Annotated in this window: 23 protein-coding genes; 12 read left to right on the top strand and 11 right to left on the bottom strand. The window is 67.9% G+C overall.

Annotation, left to right across the window (positions count from 1 at the left end):
- Nucleotides 1-619: 619 nt before the first annotated feature.
- A complete protein-coding gene (locus NQK81_RS39250) occupies nt 620-1,420 on the bottom strand; it encodes a DUF2637 domain-containing protein (RefSeq protein WP_257485494.1) in 801 nt (266 codons plus the stop codon).
- A gap of 147 nt (nt 1,421-1,567) precedes the next feature.
- Complete coding sequence (locus tag NQK81_RS39255) at nt 1,568-2,101, bottom strand: hypothetical protein (protein ID WP_257485495.1); 534 nt, start codon at nt 2,099-2,101, stop codon at nt 1,568-1,570.
- 55 nt (nt 2,102-2,156) lie between these two features.
- Here NQK81_RS39255 and NQK81_RS39260 point away from each other — a divergent pair, with 55 nt between their 5' ends.
- On the top strand, nt 2,157-2,498 hold the full coding sequence (locus tag NQK81_RS39260) for a hypothetical protein (protein WP_257485496.1): 342 nt from the start codon (nt 2,157-2,159) through the stop codon (nt 2,496-2,498).
- An 11-nt stretch (nt 2,499-2,509) separates the two neighbouring features.
- Here NQK81_RS39260 and NQK81_RS39265 read toward each other — a convergent pair whose 3' ends face one another.
- Entirely contained in the window at nt 2,510-2,776 is a 267-nt protein-coding gene (locus NQK81_RS39265; RefSeq protein WP_257485497.1) for a DUF1883 domain-containing protein, read from the bottom strand.
- Nucleotides 2,777-3,199: 423 nt separating this feature from the next.
- On the opposite strand from NQK81_RS39265, the gene NQK81_RS39270 reads away from it, so the two are divergent.
- Both NQK81_RS39270 and NQK81_RS39275 read left to right on the top strand, forming a co-directional pair.
- Nucleotides 3,200-4,090 (top strand): LysR family transcriptional regulator, encoded by an 891-nt coding sequence (locus NQK81_RS39270; protein ID WP_257485498.1) that lies wholly within the window; start codon nt 3,200-3,202, stop codon nt 4,088-4,090.
- 78 nt (nt 4,091-4,168) lie between these two features.
- Entirely contained in the window at nt 4,169-4,981 is an 813-nt protein-coding gene (locus tag NQK81_RS39275) for an SDR family NAD(P)-dependent oxidoreductase (protein WP_257485499.1), read from the top strand.
- A 36-nt stretch (nt 4,982-5,017) separates the two neighbouring features.
- On the opposite strand, the gene NQK81_RS39280 is transcribed toward NQK81_RS39275, so the two are convergent.
- The 3 genes from NQK81_RS39280 to NQK81_RS39290 form a co-directional block, all read right to left on the bottom strand.
- Nucleotides 5,018-5,701: a response regulator gene (locus NQK81_RS39280; RefSeq protein ID WP_257485500.1), complete on the bottom strand. Its 684-nt coding sequence runs from the start codon at nt 5,699-5,701 to the stop codon at nt 5,018-5,020.
- Nucleotides 5,698-6,798 (bottom strand): sensor histidine kinase, encoded by a 1,101-nt coding sequence (locus tag NQK81_RS39285; protein ID WP_257485501.1) that lies wholly within the window; start codon nt 6,796-6,798, stop codon nt 5,698-5,700. Before NQK81_RS39285 ends, NQK81_RS39280 begins: the two co-directional genes overlap by 4 nt.
- A gap of 102 nt (nt 6,799-6,900) precedes the next feature.
- Entirely contained in the window at nt 6,901-7,737 is an 837-nt protein-coding gene (locus NQK81_RS39290; protein ID WP_257485502.1) for a CPBP family intramembrane glutamic endopeptidase, read from the bottom strand.
- 144 nt (nt 7,738-7,881) lie between these two features.
- On the opposite strand from NQK81_RS39290, the gene NQK81_RS39295 reads away from it, so the two are divergent.
- The 7 genes from NQK81_RS39295 (at nt 7,882) to NQK81_RS39325 (ending at nt 16,733) form a co-directional block, all read left to right on the top strand.
- A complete protein-coding gene (locus NQK81_RS39295) occupies nt 7,882-8,556 on the top strand; it encodes a hypothetical protein (protein ID WP_257485503.1) in 675 nt (224 codons plus the stop codon).
- 240 nt (nt 8,557-8,796) lie between these two features.
- Entirely contained in the window at nt 8,797-9,765 is a 969-nt protein-coding gene (locus tag NQK81_RS39300; RefSeq protein WP_257485504.1) for an alpha/beta fold hydrolase, read from the top strand.
- Between the two features lie 375 nt (nt 9,766-10,140).
- A complete protein-coding gene (locus NQK81_RS39305) occupies nt 10,141-10,608 on the top strand; it encodes a hypothetical protein (protein WP_257485505.1) in 468 nt (155 codons plus the stop codon).
- Between the two features lie 320 nt (nt 10,609-10,928).
- On the top strand, nt 10,929-11,507 hold the full coding sequence (locus NQK81_RS39310) for a TetR/AcrR family transcriptional regulator (RefSeq protein WP_126736901.1): 579 nt from the start codon (nt 10,929-10,931) through the stop codon (nt 11,505-11,507).
- A complete protein-coding gene (locus NQK81_RS39315; protein ID WP_257485506.1) occupies nt 11,504-12,181 on the top strand; it encodes a maleylpyruvate isomerase family mycothiol-dependent enzyme in 678 nt (225 codons plus the stop codon). The genes NQK81_RS39310 and NQK81_RS39315 overlap by 4 nt, the downstream gene beginning before the upstream one ends.
- A 14-nt stretch (nt 12,182-12,195) precedes the next feature.
- Nucleotides 12,196-12,492: a YkvA family protein gene (locus tag NQK81_RS39320; RefSeq protein WP_257485507.1), complete on the top strand. Its 297-nt coding sequence runs from the start codon at nt 12,196-12,198 to the stop codon at nt 12,490-12,492.
- Between the two features lie 137 nt (nt 12,493-12,629).
- Entirely contained in the window at nt 12,630-16,733 is a 4,104-nt protein-coding gene (locus NQK81_RS39325; protein WP_257485508.1) for a WD40 repeat domain-containing protein, read from the top strand.
- Between the two features lie 46 nt (nt 16,734-16,779).
- Here NQK81_RS39325 and NQK81_RS39330 read toward each other — a convergent pair whose 3' ends face one another.
- A complete protein-coding gene (locus NQK81_RS39330) occupies nt 16,780-17,118 on the bottom strand; it encodes a winged helix-turn-helix transcriptional regulator (protein ID WP_192741281.1) in 339 nt (112 codons plus the stop codon).
- A gap of 118 nt (nt 17,119-17,236) precedes the next feature.
- Here NQK81_RS39330 and NQK81_RS39335 point away from each other — a divergent pair, with 118 nt between their 5' ends.
- Nucleotides 17,237-17,935 (top strand): alpha/beta fold hydrolase, encoded by a 699-nt coding sequence (locus NQK81_RS39335; RefSeq protein ID WP_257485509.1) that lies wholly within the window; start codon nt 17,237-17,239, stop codon nt 17,933-17,935.
- Between the two features lie 74 nt (nt 17,936-18,009).
- Nucleotides 18,010-19,380: a pyridoxal phosphate-dependent decarboxylase family protein gene (locus NQK81_RS39340; protein ID WP_257485510.1), complete on the top strand. Its 1,371-nt coding sequence runs from the start codon at nt 18,010-18,012 to the stop codon at nt 19,378-19,380.
- Nucleotides 19,381-19,686: 306 nt separating this feature from the next.
- On the opposite strand, the gene NQK81_RS39345 is transcribed toward NQK81_RS39340, so the two are convergent.
- The 4 genes from NQK81_RS39345 to NQK81_RS39360 are packed head-to-tail and all read right to left on the bottom strand — an operon-like array spanning nt 19,687 to nt 23,806.
- Nucleotides 19,687-20,700, bottom strand: coding sequence for an endo-1,4-beta-xylanase (locus tag NQK81_RS39345; protein WP_257485511.1), 1,014 nt, complete (start codon nt 20,698-20,700; stop codon nt 19,687-19,689).
- 33 nt (nt 20,701-20,733) lie between these two features.
- Nucleotides 20,734-21,552: a carbohydrate ABC transporter permease gene (locus tag NQK81_RS39350; RefSeq protein WP_257485512.1), complete on the bottom strand. Its 819-nt coding sequence runs from the start codon at nt 21,550-21,552 to the stop codon at nt 20,734-20,736.
- Nucleotides 21,552-22,517 (bottom strand): carbohydrate ABC transporter permease, encoded by a 966-nt coding sequence (locus NQK81_RS39355; protein WP_257485513.1) that lies wholly within the window; start codon nt 22,515-22,517, stop codon nt 21,552-21,554. The genes NQK81_RS39350 and NQK81_RS39355 overlap by 1 nt, the downstream gene beginning before the upstream one ends.
- The gene (locus NQK81_RS39360; RefSeq protein ID WP_257485514.1) at nt 22,514-23,806 is read right to left on the bottom strand and encodes an ABC transporter substrate-binding protein; all 1,293 of its coding nucleotides are present in this window, start codon (nt 23,804-23,806) and stop codon (nt 22,514-22,516) included. The genes NQK81_RS39355 and NQK81_RS39360 overlap by 4 nt, the downstream gene beginning before the upstream one ends.
- Between the last annotated feature and the right edge of the window lie 93 nt (nt 23,807-23,899).

A 23,899-nucleotide genomic window follows, 5' to 3' on the forward strand; every position in this document is an offset into this window, starting at 1 on the left:
CATGCCGGATCATGCGAACCATCAGCCCCGCATACGAGGTGACGACCGCGCGGCTGGATCGTATGAGGTCGACTGCCAGGGACCGACCCCGCCTGCGCGGGACGACACGCGCCGCGCCTGCCGGGGCTGTGAGACACGGACCAGCCCCGCCCGCGCGGGAAGAACTCGGGATGCCGAGCAGGCTGGCCGGTGAACAACGGGCCAGCCCCGCTCGCGCGGGGACGACGGCGCGGTGGCCTGGAACGCACGCCACGCGTCGGGACCAGCCCCGCCTGCGCGGGGACGCCCCGCGTTCGGCGGGTGGAGCTTGGAGCCCGGTCGGACCAGCCCCGCCTGCGCGGGGACGACATCGTTGCGCTGGAGCATCACCGGACCGGCTCGGGACCAGCCCCGCCTGCGCGGGGACGACGGGAACTCGGACCTGCACATCACGAGCAGCCTGGGACCAGCCCCGTTTGCGCGGGGACGACCCGTCGGCGTTAAAGGTGACGCCACCGGCCCACGACCAACCCCCGCTCGCGCGGGGACGACACTAACTGACCTGGGTCTTTGAAGATCAAAATGCTGGTTTTCGTTCAGTTGGGTGGTGCTCACGCTGATCATGGGGTCGGATCGAACTTTAGGGCGTTGATTCGGCGAGTTCTCGTTTTGCGGTGTCGGCGTGCGGAAGTGGGTTCGGCGGTGCCATCGTTTGAGGCGTCGACGGTGTTTCGCGTGGCCGATGCGACTCGGGGGCTGAGTGCGAGAGGATGCCTTCGCTGCGCCATTTTCGGAGGATGCGGCGGCCGTAGTTGTGGGTTCCGGCGACGCGGTCGAGTTCGGCGCCGGAGGGTGTGCGGCCTTGCGAACGTTCGCGGAGGTAGTGAGCCCACATCAGTTGTTCGGCGGTCGCGGTGTGTGGTTGGTTCGGCTCGTCTGGTGTTGACGGCTGTTGCTCAGCTGGGGTCGGCGCGGGTAGGCCTGTCGTTTCGGGTGATGCGGCGGGGTGGTCGCTGGGGGTGAGGTTTTGGTTGGTGGGTTTGGCGCGGTGTCGTTTGAGTGCTCGGTTGAGGAGTTCGACGGCGAGGAGCAAGGCTAGGGGAGGGCAGGCCGCGACGGTTAAGCCGAAGATGCTCAGGTCGGGTGTAGAGCCGATGTTGGCGCAAAGCGACAGCGAGATTCCGAAGACGAACGCGAGCCATGCGGTCCAGCGGCCTTGTGTCCGGTCGGTGTCGGCGGGTTTCCAGAGTTCGACGGTGGCGATCATGAGGAGGCCGTCGACGATGAGTGGCCAGATGGCGGCGGTGGTGTGGTCGGCGCCGAATTGGAGGGCGAAGTCTCGTCCGTGGCGGTAGGAGGCGTAGGCGGCGCCGAGGGCGACCAGGGCAGTGCAGCCGCACGGCAAGAGCCGGTTCGCGCCACGGGCCGGACGATGTTGCACCGTTCGTGGTGGTCATAGCGGTCACCGGGCCTTGCGGCGGTGCCGTTCGATCACGGTCGTCGCCGAGATCCGCAGCTCACGAGGGTTTTGATTCCATGTAGATGCTGTTCGTGCCGCGCCGGGGGCACAGACAACATCCCCACAAGCTCAGGCGCGGCTTCGCGCGGGAGTTTCGTGGGAGGGCGTCACGTCGGTGATCCTTTCCGCTACGTGAGTGATCTCCGGCAGCTTGTCTGCCGGGAGCTTGATCGTCCTTGTCGCATGTTCGCCGTCGTCGTGGACCACGATGGCGAGCTGGACGGCTTCGAGCAGCGCCCGCAGGTATGGTTCTGGCGCCTTTGCGAGGTTTGACGCGAGATAGGGAAGCGCGTCGATCAGAGGCACTTCATCGGCTGTCATCCCCCGAGGCGTTGAAGAGTCCAACTCGTCAAGGGCGGCGATCTTCGCCTGGAGTTGTTTCTCGTCCTTGGCTAGTTCGTTGTAGCTGCCTCGCAATGCGGCCGTAACGGGGGCGTCCGGGTCCCCTTGCTGCGCTTGCTTCAGGATTGATGCTTGCTTCTTGGCGATCTCGGCGAGCTGTCGCTGGATCCGCGCTCGTTCTTCCTTGCGTTCGATTGTGGCGTGATCGTCGGCACCGGCCAGATCGGCTTCGAGGACCGTGCGCCCGTCAGGACCGAACACGCGGTCGGCGTCAAGCAGGGTGTCTTCTCGAAGGTAGAGAGCGTTCTCGTGGTCGGTGACCCTGTCAGAGCGGCCGCGGTTGTTGTTGCTGGGCCGGCAGCACGAGGAGTGGCAGGTCCGGATCACCGTCCAGCACCTTCTCGCCAACCTGCTCCGCGATCAACCGTACGACCTGGATCTCCGGGGAGCGACCCTGATCGAGTTCGACCTCACGGGGTGTGCGATCGGCAAGGCGCTCTTTCACGATGCCCAGTTCATCTCCACGCCGAAGTTCATGGACGCGACGTTCCACGACGAGGTGTGGTTCTTCGACACGTCATTCGGCATCGTCGCGCGGATGGAAGGTGCGACCTTCCGGGTTCCGGCCCTGGCCGCGTGCCCGACCAGCACTCCGTAGAGGGCTATCTGTCAGTGTGCGACGGATACCGCGGCCGGGAGCAGTGGCGAATTCAGACCCTCAACGTCCAGCACGACGTACCAATAACCATTTTGTGGAATGGCCATCTTGAAGAGTGGTGTGACAGCTACTCCACCAGTCATTTTGTAGAATTGCTGTCGTTGGTAGGCGGCGAAGTTGACCTTTGTCATCAAGCGCACGTTCGCTCTGGCGTTGAGAGCTACGGTGACCACCGCGTTGTGCTGTACATTGCCTGGATTGTAGGACCGCCACCGCATTTTTCTCCTTGTGGCATAAGGGTAGAGCGCGAGTGTGGTGACCCTTCTCGGCGCATGTCATGCCTGACTCCCGGTCATCGCCACCTCGAGGGCGTATCCTCCGCCGAAGTCGTGGCCGACGACGTCCGGGGGCGAGTCGAACCGCGACAGCTCGTTGATCAGCCAGTTCCGGTAGTCGTCGAATATGGCCCCGAAATCCGGGGGAGCGGCGAGCCGAAGCCAGGCGGCGCGAGCAGAACCACCTTTCGCCGCAGAGCCTCGGGCAGCTCGTTGATCAGGGGCGTCCACACTGCAGGAGTCACAGGAACACCGTTGACGAAAGCAACGGTCATGTCCTCAGAACATCATCGGGCAGAGGCGGCCGTCCAAGACCCCTTTCGCACCTCGTCATACAGGAACTGCATGACGAGGTAGCCTGGGAGCGTGCTCCCTGACCTGGATCTGCGGCTGGTCCGGTACTTTCTGGTGGTCGCCGAGCAGCTGAACTTCGCTCGTGCGGCCGAGGAGCTGAGGGTCGCCCAGCCCTCCCTGAGCCGGCAGATCCAGCGGCTGGAGAACGCGCTCGGTGTACGCCTGCTGGAACGCACCAGCCAGGGCAGCCGGCTCACCGCCGCCGGCGCGGCGTTTCTCCCCCGGGCGCAGCAACTGGTGCACAGCGCGGAGCAAGCGGTGCTCACCGCGCGCGCCGCGGCGCCTGCCCGCACGATCACCATCGGGTACGCCGACGATCTCGTCATCACGCCCGCCATCCGCGACCTGCGAAACCGCTATCCCGGAGCCCATGTCCGCACCCGTCACCTCAGTTCCCGAGACGCCGGTGCGCTGGTGGATCGGCAGATCGACGCTCTGGTCATCCGCGCACCGCTGCCGATACCGGCCGACGACCTCGCCGTGACGACGCTCTACACCGAGCCCTTGGTCGCCCTGGTGTCCACCGCTCACCGCTTCGCGGGCAAAGAGTCCGTCGACGTAACCGATGTCTGGTCCGAACCGCTCGTCGGCTGTACCGGCATGGGCAAGGACTGGATCGGCTTCTGGCGGCTCGAACCCCGAGAAGGCGGCGGTCCGGCCCCGGTGGGACCGGCCCTGGCAGACACCTACGACGACAAGCTCGAGGCCATCGCCGAGGGCAGCGCCATCGCCGTCGTTCCTGCCGATGACCGGCGCTTCACCCTGCGTCCCGACCTGGTCGCTGTCCCTCTCGACGGGGCCGGACCGAGCCAGGTCGTCGTCGCCAGCCGTGCCGAGGAGACCAACCCGCTCGTCGCGGAGTTCGTCAGTTCCGCGGAGAACCTGCTCGTCCGCGAGAGCTGACCCGCGATACGGCTCGTGCATGACGAGGTGCGAAACGGGTCTTGGACGCGTGCGTCGGCCGCCGGTTCACTCGCTGCTATGCCCATCGACTACCGCGCCCAGACCGTGCTGCTCACCGGAGCGAGCTCCGGTATCGGAGCCGCTTTCGCCAGAACCCTGGCCGCGCGCGGCGCGAACCTCGTGCTCGTCGCCCGGCGCGCCGACCGGCTGACATCGTTGGCGGACGAGCTCCGCCGCACCGCCGATGTCCGCATCGACGTGATCCCCTCGGACCTCTCGCAACCAGGCGTCGCCGACGAACTGCGGCAAGCGGTCACCGAGCGGGGCATCCGCATCACCGGCTTGATCAACAATGCGGGGTTCGGATCGTTCGCCCCGTTCATCGAACTGGATCCCGACCACCTCTCCGCCGAGATCGCCGTCGACGCCCTGGCGCCGATGCGGCTGACGGCCGCGTTCCTTCCCCGGATGGTGGACGCCGGTCACGGCTTCGTCATCAACGTCTCCAGCGTGTCCGCCTACCTGCCTTCTCCCCGGATGGCGGTCTACGGTGCCACGAAAGCCTTCGCGCTCAGTTTCACCGAGTCACTGTGGACAGAGCTGCGCGGTACCGGCGTCACCGTGTTCGCCGTCTGCCCCGGCGCCACCGCTACCGATTTCACGACCGGGATGGGGCCGGACGCGGCAGTGCTGACCGCAGGAAAGGTACGCAAGCCCGACGACGTCGTGACCACTGCCCTGAAGCACCTCGATGGCCGCAACCCCGGCCCCATCGTCATCGACGGCCGCGCCAACCAGCTCGGCGTGCTCGTGAGCCGATTCCTGAGCCGCCGTCGAAATGCCCTGATGATGGCGCGCGTCTTCGACCCCGAGCGCGAAGCTGCCCGGTGAACCCTTCCGATGCGGATCATTGAGAGGGGGAGGGTGTCAGTCCGTGTTGGATACCAGGCCGATCCGGTAGGCGAGGACGACTGCTTGGACGCGGTCCCGTAGGTCGAGTTTGGTGAGGATCCGGGATACGTAGGTCTTCACCGTCTCGGAGGAGATGACCAGTTCCGCGGCGATTTCGGCGTTGGACAGGCCGGCGGCGAGCTGTTCGAGCACTTCCAGTTCGCGGGGCGTCAGTGTCCGCACGACGCTGTCCCGTGCCGGGTGGGAGGTGTCGGCGGGGCGGAGCCGTTCGGCGAAGTGGCCGATCAGGCTTCGGGTGACCGCGGGGGCCAGCAGGGACTCCCCGCGGGCGATCGTGCGGACGCCGTCGACCAGCTGCGCGGGCGGCGTGTCCTTGAGGAGGAACCCACTGGCGCCGGCGCGAAGTGCCTCGTACACGTACTCGTCGACGTTGAACGTGGTGACGACCAGTACCTTCATCGGTGCCTCGACGCCGGGGCCGGTCAGCAGGCGGGTCGCCTCGATGCCGTCCAGGACGGGCATGCGGATGTCCATCACGATCACGTCGGGGCGCAACCGCCGCGCGGCCTCCACCGCCGTGCGACCGTCGGCCGCCTCGCCCACGACCTCGATGTCGGGCATCGCGGAGAAGATGGTGACGTACCCGGTGCGGACCAGTTCCTGGTCCTCGCAGATCAGCACCCGGATCGGCTCGGTCACGCGGGACTCCCTGGAATCATCGCCCAGACTCGGAAACCGGCGTCGTCGGGCAGGCGGCCGGACACCAGGTCGCCGCCGAGCATGCGCACACGTTCCCGCAGTCCGGTCAAGCCCCGGCCACCGGACGGTGTGGCCGTGTCGCCTGCCGCGGGACCGAGGGTGATCACTTCGACCTCGATGTGGTCCTCGCCATGCCGGACCATGACCTGGGTCGGGTTACCGGTGGCGTGCTTGAGCGCGTTGGTGAGCGCTTCCTGTACCACGCGGTAGGTGGTCAGCTCCACGTCGACTGATCGCGGCAGGTGCTCGCCCTGCTCGGTCCACTCGACGGGCTGACCCGACAGCCGGGCCTGTTCGACCAGATCAGCGACCTTTCCCAAGGCCGGTGTCCGGTCCGCCGTCCTGGGCTCGCCGGTCGCCTCGAGAATGCCGAGCAGGGTCCGCAGCTCGGTCAACGCCCGGCGTCCGGTGTCGCTGATGGCGCGCAGGCCCGTCCCGGTTCGATCCGGCGCGGAGTCGAGCAGGAACTGTGCCGCGTCGGCCTGGACCACCATCGCGGTCACATGGTGGGTGACCACGTCGTGCAGGTCCCGGGCGATGCGGGCCCGCTCGGTGGCCGCGGCCACCTCGGCCGTCAGCCGTCTCCGTTCGGTCTCTTCCGCGCGCCATCGGCGCATGCCGGTGCCGGCCAGCCAGATCACCACCAAGACGAGATAGAACGCGAGAAAGTCCGGAAACCGTTGCGGTGAGCCAAGATCATGCAGTACCACGGTGAGCACCGCATAGCCCGCGGTCAGTGTCGCGGCAAGCCCCCGGCGGAACCGCGCCAGGTGCGCGCCGGCGGCGTACAGCGCGAGGAGGATCCCCACCTTGCCGAACGTGTCCGGGTGGCTCAGCACCTGACCGATCGCGAACGCGGTACCGATGACCGACAGGCATACGGCGGGCAGGCGGCTGCGTACCGCGAGCGGCAGGCACATCGCCAGTGTCAGTGCCGCATCGATCACCGCGTCGATGCCACCCGTTTCGCGCTGGGGGAGATCGCCGATCTCCGGGCCGATATGGGCGACGGTCGGCGTGAAGGCCAGCACGGTCATCGCCGCCGCCAACACACTGTCTTTTGTGGACGATGAGAGCTCTCGCCATCCGCTGAGTGCGGTGCTGAGGCGGGACGCCGTGCCGGCAAGCATTCGGCGAGCTTAACGCCGCCGCATGGGCACGAGGTTGCCGCGCTTGTGCGCGGCGACGAGCATGGGCACGGCGAGCAGCAGGCTCACGACAACGGGCACGATCGACCCCTCGATGCCGAACTGGCCGCCGGTCACCAGCTCCGGCCCCGTCGGTTCGGCGATCAGCAGGCCCGGCGACGCGTGACCTGAGACCGGGAGGCCGAGCAGCCCGACGGTGGTGTTCCAGGCGAAGTGCAGGCCCACGGCCGCCCAGATACTGCGCAGCCACAGGAAGGTGGCGCCCAGCAGGACACCGGCCTCGACGGCGATCGCGAACCCGGTCCACAGCGTGGCGCCGGGGTTGGCCAGGTGGATGGCACCGAACAGCACCGCGGTGCTCGCCAGCGCGAACCAGCTGCCGCCCAACCGTTCCAGCCCTTGCAGTAACAGACCGCGGAAGAGCAGCTCCTCGGTCACCGCCGCACCGAGTTGCACCGCCATGATGCTCAGGACGGTCGCCACGGCGCTACCGGACGCCCAGGTGAACGAGAACTCGGTGATCACCATGAGCATGGACACGGCGATGAACAGGAAGCCGAGCCCGATGCCGAGCAGCGCCCGGATCCCGGCCCTGGCCCTCGCGATCTCCGGTGTGCTTCGCCGCGCGACGTAGCGCATCACCGCCCAATAGACGACGACCGCGGCCACCGCGCCCACGGCCGCCAGCACCGGCGGCCCGCCCGAGGACAGCGCCGACACTCCGCCGACACCGACTACTCCGACCAGCGTCCAGACGAGCGGGAACCGCAAGACGCGGCCCGCTCGCCCAGGCTGGTGATCCGTCGGTGCGATCGGCCTCGTGTGCATGGTGACCTCCAGAAGAACCACGGCCGCACGGCTGCGCGACTCGCCGGAAACGCTAGAAGCGCACCGGTGCCGGCGAATCACCAACGAGCGGACGATCCGAGTAGCTCTCACGGGGGACAGGCCAGCACCTAACGACCTCGACTGTTGGCGGATGTCAACGGGAATCTCGGACGAGTCTCCGCCGGGCGGCTGAACGACATCCTTGCCGAAGCCGTGGCGCGGAGTCTCGGTCATGCACCCGATCTCCACCATGTGCGGGAAGCAGCCCGGCTGGTCGGCGCCAAATCCGCGACGATCGACTGGGAAGCCCTCGTCTGGGTCGAGGCGACCGATTTCGACGGGTCGGTAATTCCTGAAGAAATCCGCCCGCTCAGAGCACCCTTTTGGACGTTGCAGACGACACGAGAGCGCACGACCGTCAATGCGGTGTTGGCGCGACGGTCCCCGCAAGCATCAGCAGTTCTGTCGAACTGTCTCGAGGAAGCTGATACTCAAGACATTGTGTACCCCGACCAGAGTCCGGAATACACGGAAGTGGTGCGCGAGGTGCTTACGCTATTGTCCGATGTCTACGCCGACCAGAACCGCGTGACTCCGGAACGACTTGAGAACGTCCTCTATGAAGCACTCGCACGGTGCTTCGGCGAACCTCCCGAGGAACAACGAGTGGTGTTCCTTTCGGGATCACCGGATTCTTCGCTGGGGACAAGGCCGAGTCGCGTCAGTCGAGACGACGAAGGCGACGGGTTGAAGCGAGCCCGCGTTGTGCAACAGGCCTGGTCGGCGTCCTGTTCGGCGCGGGACTGGCGTTGCTGCTGACCGCGGCCCACCGCGCGCTGACTCAACGAGCAGTCCGGACGCGTCGCTGTGCTGCTGCTGACCTACACCGCGACTGTCGCGATGGACGGCAACGGTTTCGTCGCCTCCTCCGTCTGTGGTGTCACATTCCGCTACGTCCAAGGCCAGCGAAGCCGGCTCGTCGCTGAACCTCCGCGTCCGGGGCTTGGGTGACTCGCCCACGAGTTCGTTAGGAGCGGAACTCCGGGGGAGTATCTGGGCGTGCCGCTGGTGATGCTCGGCTACGGCAGTTCCGTCACGGTCGACACGTTCGTCAACCCGGCGATGGTGTGCGTGGCAGAAATGTACCCATGGATGTCTTTTCAGACTCTCGGCGAGGAGGTGATCTTCGCGCATGCTGGTCTCATGAGTGAAGCCGCGGAGCCGGGTGTGGTGAGGACGACGGTCGAGGTCGATGGTGAAGCCGCCAGTTACCTGACCGTGGAGCAGGATGGCCCGGTCGTGTTGCTGCTGCACGGTACGTATTGGAGCCGGGTGTGGCTTCCGGTGCTGAGCCGTCTCGCGGAGGCGGGGCTACGACCCATCGCGGTCGATCTTCCTGGCCTGGGGCGCTCGGGAGGCGAGTTGACCCTGGAGACGGCCACTGTCCCGGCCCTCGCGGGCTGGGTGACGCGATTCTTGTCCGCGTCGAGGATTTCCGGGCCGGTCGCCGTGGGAGCGCACGATATCGGCGGCGCCATCGGACAGCATCTCCTGGTCCGCGGTCGTCTGGAGGTGTCCCGGCTGGCGTTGGTCAATTCGGTCACCTACGACTCCTGGCCCGCGCCGCACGTGGCCCGCTTCGGTGATCCGGAGATCGCCGGCACTCTTCTCGATGCCCGCCGCCAAGCGGTGACCTCGGCATTGGCCGGTGCCGCCACCGAGCGACTCGTCGCCGAATATCTGGATCCGTGGCACGATCCGCGGGTCCGCCGCTCCTGGCTCGCCTTGGCCGGCGCGGCCGATAGCCGCTACACCCTGGATCTCGTTCCCGCGCTGAAACGGTCTGCCACGCCCAAGTTGCTGATCTGGGGCGAGGACGATGCCTTCGAGAGGGTGGAATACGCCGAGAAGTTCGCCTCGGAGATCCCGCGAACCACGCTCATCCGTATTCCGGAAGCGGACCACATCCCCACGGAGAACGCCCCCGGCAGGATCGCCCGTGCCCTCGTGGATTTCTTTACGGCGTAGAGGTTCGGGGTGCCCGCCTGTCAAGGCGGCGGCCAGCCGACGGGGCCTCATCGCACGCGCGAGAGACATCGTGGGACCGGGGTGGTTCGACCGGCGGCCAAGTGCCACCGGCGTCGGGCCTGATCAATGGAGACAAGGCAGCCTTCCGCGTCGCGTCGGTCGCGGAGCCGTGCGCGGATCGTGTCTTGGGTGCACGGCCGCCCAGTAGCTCGAGTGTCTCTTGACGACTTCGCCGTCGGTCATACGGCGTGCGGTTGGCACGCCGCGAGAACGATCTTCCGCTCTTCGGGTGATCGTTTCCCCTTTCCACTGACGAAGTCCGCCCTTGGAGTGGGTGAATGGCCTTCTGGGGAAACAACTCTGGGGAGAGAAACTATGCGATGGAAGACTTCGCTGGTCGTTTTCGTCATGGTCCTCATGGCCTCGTTCGCCGCCGCGGCACCGGCTTCGGCGGAACCGATCACCGCGGAATCCGCGGCGGACTGCGAGCGTGGCGCGAACGGTTTCGTGGACATACCCGATGACCTCACCGGCGACCCGGTCCGCGTCATGGTGGTGGGCGGGTTCATGACGGTGACCCTGTACAAGGGCTATGTCCAAGGGCTGCGCGGGTGGGCGCACGCGCGTGGCGCCACGCAGGCGGGCGACCTGGTCTGGATGGACTGGACGCGGGACGGCGGCCGGAGCTGGATCCAGTGCGGGCCCTTCGTGATCCCGCATTCGCAAGCCACCAAGACCAGCGCGGCGCAGCGGACGAACCCTTCGCCGACTTGGCAGTTCCGGGCCTGTGGCATGTTGCGTGATCAGCCGCGGACCACCAAGTGCACCGAACCTTGGTGGTGAGAGTTCACCGCCGGGCACGGCGAGGGCTTCCGGCGCCGGAAAAGCTCCGAGACACCACGTGAAATCGCGGTATACGTGCAAAACCGGATGACCTCGTTCGACTCGGGGGGATTTGACCTGCCGCATAACGGCGCGCGTGCGTTCCTGTATGACTGCCTCGGCCGCGCCGACCGGTCGAGACCGGCGTCCTACGGGTGGTCAGCCCCAATGCGCTCCCAAATTTCGCGTCACTCGGCGTCGAGCGACGTCACTAGGTACTGCGATCGTAGTCTTGAACACTACTATTGAAGTGCTTTCTACTACGATGGTAGTCTGCGTCCGTGTCCGCACGACGTGACGAACTCCTCGACGCCGCGATCTCGGTCCTTGGCGAGCGTGGCATCCACGGGCTGACCCACCGCGCCATCGACGCCGCCGCCGGGCTGCCCACCGGCTCGGCCTCCAATCACTTCCGCACCAGGGACGCCCTGCTCAACGCGGTCGTGGAACGCACGTCCGATCGGGAGCGCGCGACCTGGGAAGCCCTCGCGACGACGTACTACCCGGTCACCCCTCAGGAGCTGGCGCAGGCGATGGCCGGGCTGGCCCGTGAGGCGACCGGCCCGAACCGGACGCTGACCCTGGCCCGGTACGCGATCCTCGTCGAGGCCGGCATCCACCCCACGCTGCGGCCACAGCTGCTGGCCACCGGCGCCCGGGTCAACGCCTGGTTCATGAACTGGCTGCGCGCCGCCGGCTCCACCGATCCCGACCGTGACGCGCCCATCATCGCCAACCACTGGACCGGGATCGTGCTGCACGAACTGGCCATCCCGGACCCGGCGTTCGATCCCTACCCGCAGATCGCGGCGCTCGTGACGAGCGTCGTCCGCCCTCGCTCCGAGGAGGTCCCGATATGACCGGCAAGCGACCGGCGCCGGACCGCGACGCGATCTGGCGGGTCATCGCCGCCCAGCGGACCAGCCTGGCAGACCTGCTCGACGACCTGTCCGACGACCAGTGGCGGCACCCGTCGCTGTGCGCCGGCTGGACCGTTCGCGACGTCGCCGCGCACCTGACGCTGCAACAGCTCGGCCTCCGCGACCTGATCGCGACGATGGCCCACTGGCGCGGCAGCATGGACCGGACCATCGAGGACGCGGCCCGCCGGCGCGCCGCGGAACTGTCGACCGCCCGGATCACCGCCGAGATCCGCGCGACGGCAGGCTCGCGGCGGCACACCCTCGGCGTCACCTACCTGGAAACGCTCGCCGACATCCTCGTCCACGGCCAGGACATCGCCATCCCTCTCGGTTTGCGCCACGAGATGCCACCGGACGCGGCGGCCGTCGCCGCGGACCGGGTGCTGTCCATGCGCTGGCCGCCTCCTCTCCCGTCTGCGCGCAAGATGGCCGGGTTCCGGTTGACCGCCACCGACATCTCCTGGTCCACCGGCACCGGTCCGGAGGTCCGCGGCCCGATGAGCGCGCTGCTGCTGGTCTGCGCCGGCCGCCTGGCCGCTCTCCCTCGCCTGTCCGGCGACGGCGCGGGCGATCTCGCGGCCCGGCTTTCGGGATCCGCTTCGGCGACCTGATGAGAGAGGATCAAATGGAGTCTCTGTGGACGACACTCGGCGTGGTGGCCGTGGTGGTGGTCGTCGTCCTCGTTCTGATCGCGTTGTTCCTTGTGGTCAAACTGGTGCGGAAGCATCGTCAGGTCCATCAGCCGGGCACGCCGGTGCCGACCAAGGCCGCCTATTGGGTTTCCCTGGCCTACACGGTGTTCCCGTTCGACCTGTTGCCCGACCCGGTGTACTTCGACGACATCGTGGTCCTGGCCAGCGGGCTGGTCTACGTCAGCAGGTCGCTTACCAAGAAGGCGCGCGACGACCGCCGGGCGGAGTGAACTACGGCTGTTCTCGGCCAGAACTCTCGTCGGCAGCCAATCGGTTCACGCGAACGAGTGAAAGCTCGTCAGGCTTTGTGCGGCCGCGAGGACTATGGCGGCATCTTTGGCCGAGTGACGTGATCTGGGGAGGTTTCGTGTCGCCTGACGCGCTGCATCGCACTGTTCTGGTGGTGGACGTGGAGCGCTTCAGCGGCCGGAAGAACCCGGAGCAGAGGAATGTGCGCAACGCCGTCTATACGGCCTTGGCTCATGCGCTCGGCTCGCACTGGAGCGTCTGCCATCGCGAAGACCGGGGTGACGGTGTGCTTCTTCTGGCGCCGGCGGATGTTCCGAAGCAGCTGTTCGTCGAGCAGGTGCCCGGTCGCCTGGTGAAAGCGTTGAACAGGCACAACCGGGCGCACGCGGCCGGCGAGCAGATCCGGTTGAGAATGGCGGTGCACGCGGGGGAGGTTCTGCTCGACGCGCACGGCGCGACCGGCGTCGCGATCAATCACACGTTCCGGTTGCTCGACGCGCCGCCGTTGAAGGACGCCCTCGCCGGGTCGGCCGGTGTGCTCGCGGTGATCACCTCCGACTGGTTGTTCCGGGAAGTGGTCTGGCACAGCGCTGCCGATGAGACCCGCTATCGGCCCAAACGCATCCGGGTCAAGGAAACGGCGACGGTGGGGTGGATCTGCCTGCCGGACGACCCGTACCCGCCCGACGTCAGCCAGGCGGAGTGGCCGGAGGACGTCTGCCCCTATCCGGGTCTGCGGGCGTTTCAACCCGACCAAGCGCGGTGGTTCTTCGGCCGCGAGGCGGCCTTGTCGGTGTTGATGGACAAGATCGATCACCGCAGCGGGCCGGTCTTCGTCGTCGCGCCGTCCGGTGTCGGCAAGTCGTCGCTGCTTCGAGCAGGCGTGACGACCGCGGTCGCCGACAGTGGACGCCCATGGCTGTTGCTCACCCCGGCGAAGGAGCCCTGCGAGACACTGGCACAGCAGGTCGCGCAGCTCATCGACGGCAGCGTGGACGGCGTGCTCTCGGCGATCAGCTCTGATCCTGCCCTGCTGGCAAGCATGCTGCCTGACGGGACTGTCATCGTGGTGGACCAGTTCGAAGAGGTGTTCACCCTGTGCGCCGGCGAGGCCGAGCGGCGGCGTTTCATCGCCGCACTGATCGCGATGCGCGCGGTTCTCGGGGTGCGGGGCGACTTCTACGACCACTGCCTCGCCGACGATCAGCTCGCGGAGTTCCTGCCGGCGAGCCAGTTCAACCTCCAGGCGATGACTCCGGTGGGGTTGCGCGCGGCCATCGAGCGGCCGGCTCGGCAGATCGGCGTCGACGTCGAGCCGAGTCTGGTCGAGGTCCTCCTGCACGAGATCGGGACGGATGCGGGCGGGCTCCCACTGCTGGCCCACGCATTGGCCGTCACCTGGCAGCGGCGCACGGGCGACAAGCTGACCTTGGCGGATTACGACCGGGCCGGGCGGATCCAAGGCGCGATCGTGGCGACCGCGGACGAGGCCTACGCGCGTTGTTCCACGGCCGAGCAGCGGCTGATCTTCCAGCAGATCCTCATGCACCTGGTCGTGGTCAGGCACGACGCGCCGCCTGCCAGGCGGCGCGCGGATCCGGCCGACCTCGTCAAGGGTTTCGACGCACCGCGGACCGCTGAGACAGTGCTCGGCTGGCTGATCGAGAAACGCCTGGTCACGTTGGACGACAACGCCGTCGAGCTTTCCCACGACGTGTTGCTGCGGGCGTGGCCGCAACTCGGCGCCTGGATCGAGGCGGGCCGCAACGATCAGGTCGTCCGGCAGCAGTTGATCGAGGCCGCCGAACAGTGGGAGAGAGAAGGGAAACCGGCCGGATCGCTGTATCGCGGTGATCGGCTGGCCACCGCAAGGGGGTGGCAGTCCAGGAGTGAGCACCGCGCCGCCCTCACGCCGCTCGGAGCGGCCTTCCTCGGCGCGTCGATCCGGCACGAAAGCCGACGGGGCAGAATCCGTCGAACCGCGGTCACCCTGCTGGCCGTTCTCGGCCTCGTCGCGTCCAGTGCCGCCGTCTACGCCTTCCAGCAACGCGACATCGCCCAGGAACAACGTGACGCCGCGATCTTCAACAAGGTCACCGCCGAGGCGAACCGGATACGGACCGTCGACGTGTCGCTGGCGGCCCAGCTCGATCTCGTCGCCCACCGCATGCGCCCGGCGGATCCGGACACGGGCACCCACTTGATCGTCGACGCGAACGCGCCGCTGTCCGCCACGTTGCCCTCGGGCGCCAAGGACGTCAGCGTGGTGGCGTTCAGTCCCGATGGGCGAACGCTGGCCACCGGCAGCGGCAGCGGTGACAGGCTCGTGCGGTTGTGGAACGTCGCCGAGCCGGCCCGCCCGGTGCTGCTGAACGAAACCATCAGTCACGGCGAAGCAACCCGTGCGCTGGCGTTCAGCCCCGACGGACGCACTCTGGGCACTGGCGGCGCCGACCACACGGTGCGGCTGTGGAACGTCACCGACCCAGCCCGCCCTGAGGCAATCGGCCCGCCGATCACGGGGCACACCAAGACGATCCGGTCGTTGGTGTTCAGTCCTGACGGGCGGACTTTGGCCAGCGCGGGCGACGATCGGACCGTACGGCTGTGGAACGTCACCGACGTCGCCCGGCCCACGGCACTCGGCCCGCCGATGGCCGAGCACGCCGACACGATCCACTCCGTGGCGTTCAGTCCTGACGGCCGGACTCTGGCTACCGGCGGCGATGACCGGACCATGCGACTGTGGGACGTCGCCGCGCCGGACCGAGCCGAACCCCTCGGGCCACCGTTGACCGGACACACCGGGGCTGTCCAATCGGTGGCGTTCAGCCCCGATGGACGGACTTTGGCCAGCGCGAGCAACGACCGGACCGTGCGGCTGTGGAACGTCGCCGACCCGGCTCGCCCGGTGGCGCTGGGCCGGCCGATCACGGGGCATGCCAGCGCGATCCGGTCGTTGGCGTTCGGGCCCGACGGGCGGACGCTGGCCACCGGCGGCGATGACTACACCGTGCGGCTGTGGGGCGTCACCGATCCCGCCCACCCCACACGCATCGGCGCGCCGATGACCGGGCATGCCGACGGCGTCCGGTCGATGGCGTTCAGCCCGGACGGCCGCAGCCTGGCCACCGCCAGTGGCGACCGGGCGGTAAGGCTGTGGAACATACCCGACACTGTCCTAAAAGGACATACGGGGGAAGTCAACGCGTTGGCGTTCAGCCCGGACGGGCGCGTCCTGGCCACCGGTGGCGGCGACCGGACCGTCCGGTTGTGGACACCGGCCGATCGGCGGCAGCTGGGCCGTCCGCTCACCGGCCACCAAGACGACATCAACGCCTTGGCGTTCAGCCCGGACGGCCGTGTGCTGGCCACCGGCGGCAACGACCGGACGGTGCGACTGTGGGACGTCACCGATCCGGCCCGCCCGGCGCCCATCGGCGCGCCGATCACCGGGCATGCCGACGACGTCCGGTCGATGGCGTTCAGCCCGGACGGCCGCGTCCTGGTCACCGGCGGCGACGTGAAGGACGAGAACTCCGCGCGGTTGTGGGACGTCACCGACCCGGCCAAACCCGTGCTGCTGTCCCGGGTCGTGATCGGACCGGACGCCAACGCCTTGGCCGTGGCGTTCAGCCCGGACGGAAGAACTCTGGCGACGGGCACCGAATACAGCGACGTCGCGGTGTGGTTGTGGAACGTTTCCGATCCGGCCGAACCCACGTTGCTCGCCGGACCCCTCAAAGGGCACCAGGACGACATACGCCGGGTCGCGTTCAGCCCGGATGGGCGGACATTGGCCAGCGGCGGCGACGACGAGCAGGTGCGGCTGTGGGACGTCACCGATCCCGCTCACGCCAGACCGCTCGGCGAACCCCTTTCCGGCCACACCAACCCCGTCTCGGCGGTGGCGTTCAGCCCAGACGGTCACACGCTGGCCAGCGGCAGCGGCGACAACACCGTGCGGCTCTGGCGGACAGCCGACCGGACGCAGTCGGGTCAGCCGCTCACCGGACACCAGGCCCACGTCAACACGGTGGCGTTCAGTCCCGATGGCGCCACCCTCGCCACCGGCAGCCACGACCACACCGTGCGGCTGTGGGACCTGACCGTGCCCCAGGCCATGCACCGCATCTGCGCCGTCACGGGAAACACGCTCACTCGTGAGATGTGGGACGAGTTCGTGTCGGCTGAGCTGCCGTACAGCCCGCCGTGTTCCTGAGACAGGCTCGACACGCGGGACCGACCACGTTCGCGTACGCGGCGCACTAACGGTTGTCGTACGCCGCACGGGCGGCGTCGATATGGGGCAGGTGTTCGATGCTCCAGTCGAGCAGTGGTGCGGTGGCCTCGCGCAGGGTCCGGCCCATCGTGGTCAGCTCGTAGCTGACGTGCGGCGGCATGACGTTGCGGACCGTGCGCGTCAGGATCCCGTCGCGTTCGAGGTCGCGCAGCGTCACTGTGAGCATGCGCTGACTGATGCCGTCGATGGACCGTTTGAGTTCGGTGAAGCGTCGCGGCCCGTCCTTGAGCATGCGCACGATCAGCAGCGCCCACTTGTCCCCGACGATCCCGAGGACTTCGCGGGCTTGGCACGGGTCCTGCATGGTTACCTCCTGAGAACCGGGGCACCCGAAAGTGCCGTATTGCCCGGTGCGCGTCGGGTGGATCACGATGTTCTCGGTTATCAAAGGGTACCGAGGCACGAGGAGGAACCACACGACTATGGCCACCTTTCTGTTGGTACACGGCGCCTGGCACAGCGGACGGGCCTGGGATCGGCTGGTCCCGCTGCTGGAGTCGGCCGGGCACCGGGTGCTCGCGCCTTCGCTGACCGGCTACGGCGACAAGGCGCACCTGCTGGGCCCCGAGGTCGGGCTCGGCACTCACATCGACGACGTCGTCGACTTGATCGAGGATGGGCGTCTCGACGACGTCGTGCTCGTTGGGCACAGTTACGCCGGGATGGTCATATCAGGGGTCGCGCACCGGGTCCCGGAGCGGATCGCGCATCTGGTGTTCCTCGACGCGATGGTGCCCGAAGACGGCGAAGCCGCGGTCGACGTCCTTCCGGTCACCAAGCAGCTCATCGACGTCGCCGTGGACGGCTGGCGGGTTCCGCCGATGCCGGAGCAGCCGCCGCCGCTAGGCCTGTTCGGGGTCACTGATCCCGAGGACGCCGCCTGGCTGCGTTCGATGCTGTCGGACCATCCGGTGGGGTGCCTCCAGGAGCCGGTCCGGTTGGACGACCCGGCCGCGCGCACTATCCCGCGTACGCACGTCCATTGCGTCGGGGCCGAGCCGGCAGGCATCACCCGGCGTCCCGTTCCGGCAGGCGAGCGGGTGCGGGAACTGCCGACCGGCCATGACTGCATGATCACCATGCCCGGCGAACTCGCCGGTCTGCTGCTGGAGGCGACCTAGCCGTCGCTGCGGTCGAGACCCGTACCGTGTGGTCCGACGGGCCAAGTCGCCGTGGCGTTGCCGGAAGGACGTTCATGCACGAGGAGCACACTCTCTTCACACGGGCGGCGGAGCTGGCTGCCGGGTATGTGGCCGGTCTGGGTGACCGACCTGTCGCGCGGCCTGTCGACCTAGCGGTCTTGCGGCAGGCTTTCGGTGAGGAACTTCCCCGGGAGCCCAGCCCTCCGGAAGCCGTCATCGAGGAACTCGCCCGCATCGCCGAGGAAGGGCTCGTGGCCACGGCGGGCCCGCGGTTCTTCGGGTTGGTCATCGGCGGGGCGTTGAGGTCCGCGGTCGCGGCGGACTTCCTGGCGGCGGGATGGGACCAGAACAGCTTCAATCCCGCTCTGTCACCGGCCGCGGCCGCCGCGGAGGACGTCGCCGGCCGGTGGCTCAGGGATCTCCTCGGCATTCCGGCCACCGCGTCGACCGGGTTCGTCACCGGCGGCCAGGCGGCCAACACGGTCGGACTGGCGGTGGCACGTCACCACGTCCTCGCGCGAGCCGGGTGGGATGTCGAACGGGACGGTCTGGCCGGGGCGCCCGCCCTCCGGGTTGTCGCAAGCGCCGAGCGGCACGCGACCATCGACCGCTCGCTGAGGTTGCTCGGTATCGGCACCAGGGCGATCCAGGCGGTGGCCGCGGGTCCGCAGGGCGCGATCGACGTCGAGGATCTGGCCAGGGTGCTGGCCGCGGGCGAGGGTCCCACGATCGTCTGCCTGCAGGCGGGGAACGTGAACACCGGTGCCTGCGACGACCTGCGCGCCGCCTGCACACTCGCGAAGGGGCACGATGCCTGGGTCCACATCGACGGTGCCTTCGGACTCTGGGCCGGCGCCAACCCCGCGACAGCGGCGCTGGTCGACGGCCTGGAGCTGGCCGACTCCTGGGCTTGCGACGGGCACAAGTGGCTGAACGTCCCCTATGACTCCGGCTTCGCGTTCTGTGCTCATCCGGCGCTGCACGCCGAGACCATCGCCTATCGCGCTCCCTACCTTGCCGGCTCCGCCGAGCTGTCCCGAATGGGCGACCTCACACTCGAGGCGTCCCGTCGCGCGCGGGTGTTCGCGGTGTGGGCGGCCTTGCGGGAGTTGGGGCGCGACGGTGTGGCGGACCTCGTCGACCGCTGCTGCGGGCTTGCGCGGCTGTTCGCCACGATCCTCGCCGAAGGTGGTGCCGAGATCGCCAACGACGTCGTCCTGAACCAGGTGCTGGTCGGGTTCGGTGACGATGACCGCACCGACGCGATCATCGACGCGGTCCAGCGCGACGGCACCTGCTGGCTGGGCGGCACCACCTGGCGCGGTCGTCGCTACCTGCGCATCTCGGTCTCCAACTGGTCGACCACCGAGTCCGACGTCGAGCGCTCGGCCGCGGCGATCCTTCGGGCGGCAGTGGCGAACTGACGGGCTCCCACGCGCGCCCGTTCCGTCACTCAGACGGGTTCAGGGGCGCGACTGTGATCCCGTTCGGGCACGTTCGCCTCGACACGCTCCATCAGCAGCGCGAACGACATCACCAGCAACGGGATCATCAGCACCATCCACATGATCCTTCTAATACCCGGATCGGCGGCCGGGTAATCGCCCCCCATCTCTGGTCGGGCCGCGGTGGCCGGTGAACGGGCACACGGTACGACCGGCAAACCGGCCCCTCACCAGGGGAACAGGTGAGGGACCGGTGCTGTGCCGTCCGGCCGAAACCGGCCTAGGTCACGGGTTGATCCGCGTGTACGCCGGCTTCGGCCGCAGGTTCGTGTCGAACAGGCAGGCCGCGCCCTCGCCGGGGAAAGTGTCCGGCACCCACGAGTGGCGGTCGGTGAAGCCCCACGTCGTGAACTCCACACACCGCGCGACGGCGTGGCAGCCGTCCCAGAGTTGCTTGAAGTAGCTCGCCTGCGTGTTCAGTTTGGTCGTGTCGGCGGGCATCGGGATGCGGACGTCGGCCTCGGTGATGGCGACGTCGACGCCCAGCGCCGCGAAGCGGGCGAGGTTCGCCTGGTAGCCGCCGGGGAAGCCGTACCGCGTCGCGAGGTGTGCCTGGAAGCCGACGCCGTCGATCGGCACGCCTTGCTGCTTCAGCGTCCGCACCAGGTTGTACAGGGCGTCGCTCTTCGCGTTGATGCCTTCGGTGTTGTAGTCGTTGATGTACAGCTTGGCGGACGGATCCGCCGCCCGTGCCCAGCGGAACGCGTCGGCGACATAGCCGTCGCCGAGTTTCTGCTGGAACACCGAGGCACGGCGGGTGCCGTCGTCGTTGAACATCTCGTTCACGACGTCCCACGCCCGGATCTTTCCCTGGTAGCGCCCCATCGCGGTGGCGATATGCCGTTGCGTCACCGACCGCAGATCACCGGCGGAGAGGTTGTTGACCCAGCCGGGCAGCTGACTGTGCCAGACGAGCGTGTGCCCGCGGACGGATTTGCCGTTCCGCTGGGCGTAGTCGACGATCGCGTCCGCGCCGGACCAGTTGTACTGGCCGCGGTTCGCCTCGACGACGCCCCATTTCATCTCGTTCTCCGGGGTGACGTTGTCGAATTCCCGGGTGAGCACCGAACGGTAGTCGGCTTCGTTGGCCAGGTGGTTCGCGGCGACGGCGCTACCGACGTAGCGATTCGTGATGTCCTTCAGCGGACCTGCCGCCGAGGCCGGTGGTGCGTTCAGCAACGCGACACCTGCCAAAGCGGTGAAAAGAGCGACGGTTCGTTTCAGGGAAATGGTGTTCATCGTGGAACTCCTTTCGGAAACCGAACGGTTCGATCAGCCCTTCACGGATCCGGTCAGCCCGCCGACGATGCGGCGTTCGGCGAGCACGAAGAAGGCGAGCGCGGGGATCATCGACAGCGCGGTGAACGCGAGCACGCGCGCGGTGTCCTGGGAGTACTGGGACTGGAACGTCGCCACGCCGAGCGGCAGGGTGAAGTTCGCGGAGTCGTTGAACACCAGCAGCGGCAGCAGGTAGAAGTTCCAGCTGGTCACGAACGCGAGCACGGCGACGGTGGTCAGCGCGGGCGCGGACAGGGGCAGCAGGATCCGCCAGAAGAAACCGAGCCTGCTCGCGCCGTCGAGCACGGCGGCGTCCTCGATCTCGCCGGGGATCGCGCGCATGAACGGCCGCAGGATCACGATGGTCACCGGGAGCGAGAACGCGGCCTCGGGGATCGCCACGCCCCAGAAGCTCTCAAGCATCCCCAGCTGACGCAGCCACAGGTACAGCGGCAAGGTCGCCACGCCGAGCGGGAACAGCAGGCCGAGTGTGAACAAGGTGTAGAAACCCTCGCGGCCCTTGAAGGTGTAGCGGGACAAGGCATACGCGGCCATCGATCCCAGTGCCACGGTCAGCGCCGTGGCGATCACCGCGATCAGCGCGCTGTTCCCCAGGAACGTCCAGAACGACGCCGAACCGAGGATGACCGCGTAGTTGTCCCAGACCCACGGGCCGGGCAGGCCGGCGGGCGAGGCGTTGATCTGCGCGGTAGTACGGAAACCGCCCAGTATCACGAACAGCAGCGGCACGACGGTGATCCCGAGGACGGCGATCGCGGCGACGTAACCGATCGGCGTCCCGGCGCGGCGCATCAGTCCACCATCCTGGTGAGCGCGCCATCGGTGTCACGGCGCAACGCGAACCTCTGGTACAGCAACGCGAACACGAAACAGACCACGAACAGGATCACCGCGACCGCGCTCCCGAAACCGAATTCGTAGCGTTTGAACCCGTGGTCGACCAGGTAGGTCGCCATGGTCGCCGACGCGTTGGCCGGCCCGCCGAGAGTCATGATCCACACCAGGTCGAACAGCTGCAGCGAGCCGATCACCGACAGGAACACCCAGATCCGGATGGTCGGCCCCAGCAGCGGCAGCACGACGTGCCGGGTGGTCTGCCAGGCCGACGCGCCGTCGAGCGCGGCCGCTTCCCGCAGCTCGGCGGGCACGCCCTGGAGCCCGGCGAGCAGCAGGATGATGCCGAAGCCGATGTACTTCCAGGTGATCACCGCGAACAGGGTGTAGAGCACGATCCCCGGGTCGGCGAGCCAGTGCTGTACCAGCCCGCCGAGGCCGACACCACGCAACATCTGGTCCACGAAACCGTTCGGCTGCAACATGAGTAGCCAGATCACCGCGGTGATCGCCTCCGACAGCACGTAGGGTGCGAACACGAGCGCGCGGAGGACGGCGCGCCCGCGCAGCTTGCGGTTGAGCAGCAGCGCCAGCCCGATGGACAGCGGCAGCTGGACCACGAGGGACAGTCCCGCGATGATCAGGTTGTGCCCGATGGCGCCCTGGAACACCGATCCGGACAGGGCGTCGGCGTAGTTGCCGAGGCCGACGAAATCGTCGAGCGGACCGAAACCGTTCCACTCGTAGAGGCTGTAGAACGCCGCGATCCCGATCGGGACCAGCACGAACCCGGCGAACAGCACCAGCGCCGGCCCGAGCAGGAACGTCAGTTCCAGCTTCTTGCGCACTCCCGGTGTCCGCGTCCGGACGGCGGGTGCGGACGGCCGCGCCGCCGCCCGCACCCGCGTGGCCGTCGCCGTCACTTGTCGCCCGCCGCTGCCTTGTTCACCGCGTCGACGATGCCTTCCGGGGTGCCCTGCCCGGCGAAGAAGTTCGCGACGGCGTCGTTGAGCGCGGCGCCCACCGCGGTCGGGAACGCCTTGTCGAAGTACATCTGCACGTACGGGGCCTTCTGCCCGTAGTCGAAGACGGACTTCAGCGACTCGGTCTTGAGCGATCCGGCCGCCGACGCGGACATCGGCAGTCCGGCGCCCTTCGCCGCGAGCTGGTTCTGCACCGGTTCGCTGCCGAGGTACCGCAGGAAGTCCACGCACGCCTTGACCGCGCGGGTGGTGCAGGAGAAACCGTCACCGCCGCCGAGCACCGCGGCGGGATCACCCTGGCCACCGGGGACCGCCGGGAACGGGAACCAGCCGACCTTCGAGTCGAGGTCCTTGTCTTCGGTGAGCGACGACATCGTGCCGGGCTCCCAGTCGCCCTGCAGTTCCATCGCCGCCTTGCCGTTGGCCACCAGTCCGGCCGAACTGCCCGCCCCCTGCTGGGCGGGAGTGGCGGTGAAGCCGGGCTGGAACGGCTGGGTGGCAAGGAACGCCTGCAGATCACGCCCGGCCTTGGTCCAGCAGGGATCCTCGAGTTTCACCGCTTTGACCGACTGTTTCAGCGTGTCCGCCGAGCAGGCCCGGAGCGCGAAGTAGTTCCAGTAGAACGCGTCCGGCCAGCGATCCTTGCCGCCGACCGCGATCGGCGTGATACCCGCCTGCTTGAGCTTGGCGACGGCCGTATTGAGCTCGTCCAAAGTGGACGGAGGCGCCGTGACGCCCGCCTGCGCGAAAAGGTCCTTGCGATACCAGAAGCCGACGAAATGCTGCTCCCACGGGATCCCGTACTGCTTGCCGTCGACCTGCCAGCTCTCGGCGAGTTTGCCCACCGTGGAGAGCCAGTCCTTGGCCGCGTCGGTCAGGTCGGCGACCTTGCCCGAGGTGGCCTGCGACGCCAGTTCGCCACCGCCCCAGGACTGGTAGACGTCCGGCGGTTCGTTCGACTGCAGGGCGAGCGGGACCTTGGTGGTGAACTCCTCGTTCTGCAGTGGCTGCCCCTTGATCGTCACCTCGGGATGCGCCTTCTGGTAGTCCGCGACGACCTGCGCCCAGATCGACTTGAGCGGATCGGTCGTGCCGTTGTGCCACCAGGTGAGCGTGACCGGTCCGGTGGGCTCGGCCGCGGGCTCGGTACCTCCGGAGCAGCCGGCGAGCGCGAGCGGGATGGCCGCCGCCAGCGCGGCGGCGGCGGGGATTCGGCGGTTCGAAAGCATGGTGAGTCCACTCCTGACGACTTCGGCCGAGTAGGACAGGGCGTGACTGCGCCCGGACTGGCGATGAGTTTGCGCGCCCGGATTTCCGATGTC

This window comes from Amycolatopsis roodepoortensis, from assembly GCF_024628825.1.
In the GTDB taxonomy this organism is placed as follows: domain Bacteria; phylum Actinomycetota; class Actinomycetes; order Mycobacteriales; family Pseudonocardiaceae; genus Amycolatopsis; species Amycolatopsis roodepoortensis.

Excerpts from the sequence above, each read along its gene's own strand:
- NQK81_RS39265 (WP_257485497.1), bottom strand. The coding sequence starts at position 2,776 with ATGCGGTGGCGGTCCTACAATCCAGGCAATGTACAGCACAACGCGGTG.
- NQK81_RS39275 (WP_257485499.1), top strand. The coding sequence starts at position 4,169 with ATGCCCATCGACTACCGCGCCCAGACCGTGCTGCTCACCGGAGCGAGC.
- NQK81_RS39285 (WP_257485501.1), bottom strand. The coding sequence starts at position 6,798 with ATGACCGTGCTGGCCTTCACGCCGACCGTCGCCCATATCGGCCCGGAG.
- NQK81_RS39290 (WP_257485502.1), bottom strand. The coding sequence starts at position 7,737 with ATGCACACGAGGCCGATCGCACCGACGGATCACCAGCCTGGGCGAGCG.
- NQK81_RS39305 (WP_257485505.1), top strand. The coding sequence starts at position 10,141 with ATGCGATGGAAGACTTCGCTGGTCGTTTTCGTCATGGTCCTCATGGCC.
- NQK81_RS39315 (WP_257485506.1), top strand. The coding sequence starts at position 11,504 with ATGACCGGCAAGCGACCGGCGCCGGACCGCGACGCGATCTGGCGGGTC.
- NQK81_RS39320 (WP_257485507.1), top strand. The coding sequence starts at position 12,196 with ATGGAGTCTCTGTGGACGACACTCGGCGTGGTGGCCGTGGTGGTGGTC.
- NQK81_RS39330 (WP_192741281.1), bottom strand. The coding sequence starts at position 17,118 with ATGCAGGACCCGTGCCAAGCCCGCGAAGTCCTCGGGATCGTCGGGGAC.
- NQK81_RS39335 (WP_257485509.1), top strand. The coding sequence starts at position 17,237 with ATGGCCACCTTTCTGTTGGTACACGGCGCCTGGCACAGCGGACGGGCC.
- NQK81_RS39340 (WP_257485510.1), top strand. The coding sequence starts at position 18,010 with ATGCACGAGGAGCACACTCTCTTCACACGGGCGGCGGAGCTGGCTGCC.
- NQK81_RS39345 (WP_257485511.1), bottom strand. The coding sequence starts at position 20,700 with ATGAACACCATTTCCCTGAAACGAACCGTCGCTCTTTTCACCGCTTTG.
- NQK81_RS39350 (WP_257485512.1), bottom strand. The coding sequence starts at position 21,552 with ATGCGCCGCGCCGGGACGCCGATCGGTTACGTCGCCGCGATCGCCGTC.
- NQK81_RS39360 (WP_257485514.1), bottom strand. The coding sequence starts at position 23,806 with ATGCTTTCGAACCGCCGAATCCCCGCCGCCGCCGCGCTGGCGGCGGCC.